The 3,997-nt window shown below is 64.7% G+C and carries 2 protein-coding genes and 4 pseudogenes; 3 read left to right on the top strand and 3 right to left on the bottom strand.

The features are described 5' to 3' along the window. Nucleotides 1-5: 5 nt before the first annotated feature. The 3 genes and pseudogenes from BST44_RS28800 to BST44_RS31770 all read right to left on the bottom strand — a co-directional run bounded on the left by BST44_RS28800 (nucleotide 6) and on the right by BST44_RS31770 (nucleotide 2,287). The gene (locus tag BST44_RS28800) at nucleotides 6-443 is read right to left on the bottom strand and encodes a hypothetical protein (protein WP_033711281.1); all 438 of its coding nucleotides are present in this window, start codon (nucleotides 441-443) and stop codon (nucleotides 6-8) included. An 85-nt stretch (nucleotides 444-528) separates the two neighbouring features. Then, a complete protein-coding gene (locus tag BST44_RS28805) occupies nucleotides 529-810 on the bottom strand; it encodes a hypothetical protein (protein ID WP_136244823.1) in 282 nt (93 codons plus the stop codon). Nucleotides 811-939: 129 nt separating this feature from the next. Then, nucleotides 940-2,287, bottom strand: a pseudogene (locus BST44_RS31770) (IS256 family transposase). A gap of 76 nt (nucleotides 2,288-2,363) precedes the next feature. Between BST44_RS31770 and BST44_RS31255 the strand changes: the two are divergent. The 3 pseudogenes from BST44_RS31255 to BST44_RS28830 form a co-directional block, all read left to right on the top strand. After that, a pseudogene (locus tag BST44_RS31255) lies at nucleotides 2,364-2,766 on the top strand (DnaB-like helicase C-terminal domain-containing protein); the annotation flags it as partial. Continuing rightward, nucleotides 2,759-3,053: pseudogene (locus tag BST44_RS28825) on the top strand (transposase); the annotation flags it as partial. The pseudogenes BST44_RS31255 and BST44_RS28825, both read left to right, overlap by 8 nt. A 72-nt stretch (nucleotides 3,054-3,125) precedes the next feature. Further along, nucleotides 3,126-3,923 (top strand): annotated as a pseudogene (locus BST44_RS28830) (IS30 family transposase); the annotation flags it as partial. Nucleotides 3,924-3,997: the final 74 nt, after the last annotated feature.

Here is a 3,997-nt window from a genome sequence, read left to right on the forward strand (position 1 = left end):
CTTCGTTACGCTGCTGCGACAGCACAACGGCGCAGGTCTCTCACCTCCGCTCGGTCACACAGCGCCTCGTGGCGCACGAGGTCACCCTCCCAGTGGCCCGCCTGTCGGCGGGTTTGGACGCTCGCCGGTCGCTCGTGGATTGACCGCAGCTTGGTGAGTTGTTTCAGCGCGCCGTCGATAGCGCGATCCGTACCGAGGCCGACACGCTGGAGCGCATTCGGCGGCTGGCAGCCCACTACGACGACGCGACGATCGCGCGTCTGCTCGCACGGCAGGGCGTGATGACTGCGACCGGGCTGGCGTTCACCCGCGACCGGGTTGGCAGCCTGCGCCGCAAACACGGTATCGCCGGGCCGACCGAGCCTGTCGTACCCGTCGGCGACGATGTACGCATGGTCAGTATCGCCGAAGCCGAGACGCTGCTGGGGCACCTCCCGCGCCACTCTCTACCGGTGGCTGGCAAGCGGCTTCATCCACGGCGAGCAACATCGCCCTGGCGACCCGTGGCGGATCCGCATCGACCCCGAGCTACGCGCCAATATCACCCCAGACACACCCGACGGATGGGTTGGGCTCGAGCAGGCTGCCCGCCGACTCGGCGTGGCCAAACAGACCGTCCTGGATCGAATCCGCCGCGGAGAGCTCAACGCCGTCCACGTCAACCGTGGCCAACGCAAAGGCCTGGCCATCCAACTGCCGCTGCCGGAGGAGACCTTGTTCACTACGGCGCCATGAAACGCCGACAGCAGCTTGTCGCATCCGGTCCAGAACACCTAATCGCACCACCCGCCCGACCATGAACACCAACAACAACGCAGCATTCGGCCCGAATCTGGACCGAATGAGACAAACGACGAAAGGAAATTAGCAGTGAGAACCGGGATCGACCGGGTTGCCCAACTCGTCGCGCAGATCGATCGTTCGCTTGCGTTCATGAGTCTATGCGGTAGCGCTGACAGGCTCGGTTGGCACCAGGCCAGTTTCGGTGTGATTTTGCGGATTCCTTTGCGGCAGTTCGGTCGGTGGGTCGTGCAGCGATCTGCGTAGGTCGGCCAGCAGCCGCAGCCCGGCCGGGGTCATGGTGAACCCGCGCCATCCGGCGCTGGCGCGGTCGAGTACGGCCCACACCAGTGTGAGGCAGGAGTACTCGCCGGGCAGGCGGCCGATCACCTTGACTCTGCGCCGTGTTTCGCCGAAGGTGCGTTCGATGAAGTTGGAGTGTCGGGCCCTGGGCCAATGCTCACGGGGAAACCGCAGGTAGACGGTCAGCGAGTCGCGGTCATCGAGCAGGGCCCGCACTGCGGCCGGGTAGGAGTCGCGCCAGCGCTTGGCGAACGCGTCGGTCCTGTTTTGGGCGAGTTTGACCGCGGCGATGCCGGGTTCGACATCGGCTGGTAGGTCGAAGACCGCCCAATAATCGGCTTTGACGTCAGCTTGGGCATTCTTGGGCACCTTGGCCAGGATGTTTCTGGCGCGATGAATAAGACACCGCTGCCGCAACGCCGCGCCCATGGTGGTCTCGACCGCGCCGATCAGCCCGGGTGCGCCGTCGCTGATCACCAGCAGTGGGCACGCCAGGCCGCGTTCGCCGAGCCCGCGCAAGAACCCTTCCCAGGCCGCACCGGATTCCGAGGAGGCCGCCTCAAGCCCGACGAACACCGGTTTGCCGTCGGTGTCGATACCCCACGCGGCCAGTACCGGCTCGGCTGAGGCGCCTGCGTGGTATTTAAAGTGCGACCCGTCCAGGAACAGGTAATCGAGCTCGACGTCGTCGAGGCGGCGAGCGCTCCACTGCTCGAACTGAGCCGTTGATGTCCTCGCAGATGCGCGACACCGTCGACTTCGACACCGCGGCGGCCTCGCCGAGCGCTTCGACCAGGGTGGCCTCCACGTCGCGGACCGACAACCCGCGCACGAACCCGGCGATCACCAATGCCTCCAATGCGTTGGTCTTGGTTACTCCCTTGCCGAACAGCTGGGAGGCGAACCGCTCGGTGGTGCCGCGCATCTTCGGCCGTGCCAGCGTCACCGGTCCCGCGGTGGTCTTCACCGTGGTCGGGCAGTATCCGTTGCGCATCCCGGCGCGGGCGTCCGCACAGCTCGCGGTCCGCTGGTAGCGGTCCCGGCCCAAAAACGCGGCCACTTCGGCCTCGATGGCGGTCTGCAGCAGCAACCGGGCACCAAGCCGGGCTACTTCCTCGATCGCGCCCGCCAGGTCCTCGCCGCCGGCGAACACACCATCAATTTCTGCCTGCAACCGCTGCACAGGCGATACCCTCTTCGACACGGACGTAGGCTCCTTCCATCAGACTGGCCGGTCTTCGAGGGAACCTACGTCCGGATTCTTTTACACCGCGGCAGGGACACGACCTAGCGAGGACACTGTCGCGTTAGAGGACTTGCTGACTCCGACACTCGACGAGTTGGACACGATCGCTACCAATGGCGGTCTGGCGCGGGGCGTGCCGACCGGATTCGCTGATCTCGATGAGATCACCTGCGGGCTTCAGCCAGGAACCATGGTTACCGTTGCGGCTCGTCCGGGCGTTGGAAAAGTCCGTTCTAGCACTGGATTTCATGCGATCGTGTTCGCTCAGACATCGGATGGCCAGTGTCATCTTCTCGTTGGAAATGAGTAAGTCCGAAATTGTGATGCGGCTGCTGGCGGCCGAAGCGAGGGTCAAACTTGCGGATATGCGTTCGGGGCGCATGAATGACGATGACTGGATCCGGGTGGGCGGCACCATGAGTCAAATCAGCGATGCCCGGATTCGGCCCGTTGCTAGGAGGCGGAATTCGTGGCCGCGATTAACGGCGATCTAGCTAACTACGAGACCGTGGATAGGCTTGCGGGCATCGCTGGTCTTTCACCAGTGCCACACGATTCCGGGCGCGTCACGGGCAACCTGAAACGTCCACGCAGGTATGACCGGCGCTTACTCCGAGCCTGCTACATGGCTGCCCACAACAGTCTCCGCACCAGTCCAGCATCGCGTGCCTTCTACGACCGGAAACGAGCCCAGGGCAAACGCCACAGTTGTCGGCGTCGTCTGAAAACTGACCCCGTGTCGACGCGGTGGTTTCTAGGTGCGGTCGCAACACTTCTCTAGATTCTGGAGGTTGTGTTGGCATCGTCGCGTCGGGTGAAGAAGGGGCCGGGACGTCGTCCGCAGTCGGCCAAGCGTCAGCGGTTCATGGAGTTGCGGGCTCGCGGGTGGAGCGTGCGGGCCGCGGCCCGCGAAGTCGGTGTGTCCCGGTCCGCTGCGACGAACTGGACACGCGGTTACAAGACCTACCGCAACGGCGTCGCGGTCGGGTTCGTCCCGCCGCTAGATCGACTAGCGGTCCGCCAGATCAGCACGCGATACCTGTCCCAGGACGAGCGCATCGAGATCGCCGATCTGCATCACTCAGGGCTGAGGGTGCGGACGATCGCCACCCGACTCGGTCGAGCGCCGTCGACGATTTCGAGGGAGCTACGGCGCAACGCACCAGCCGGCCGCGGATATCAGCCCTTCGATGCCCACCGGCGAGCCACCGCGCGACGAGCACGTCACCACCGCCGTCGGGTCGACACCAACGACCAGCTCGGTAACGCGGTCGCCGAGCTGCTTCTTCAGCGTTGGAGCCCCCAACAGATCAGCCGTCACCTCCGCCACCGCTTCCCCGATGATTCATCGATGTGGTTATGCCACGAAAGCATCTATCAAGCTGTCTATCAACCGAATTCACGTTTCATGCGGCCCTCGCGATTAGCGCCGCACCGACGCTCACCGCTGCGCACCGGTCGAGATCACCGCCGAGCGCATCACCGCCAGAGTTGCCGGCGGCCGCGGTTCCAGCAGCCGATGCTCACCATCCACGACCGGTCCTTCTCGGCTGTCGACCGGTCTGAAGCCGGCCACTGGGAAGGCGACCTTGTGCGCCACGAGGCGCTGTGTGACCGAGCGGAGGTGAGAGACCTGCGCCGTTGTGCTGTCGCAGCAGCGTAACGAAG

It is taken from the genome of Mycobacterium scrofulaceum (assembly GCF_002086735.1).
GTDB classification, from domain to species: Bacteria; Actinomycetota; Actinomycetes; order Mycobacteriales; family Mycobacteriaceae; genus Mycobacterium; species Mycobacterium scrofulaceum.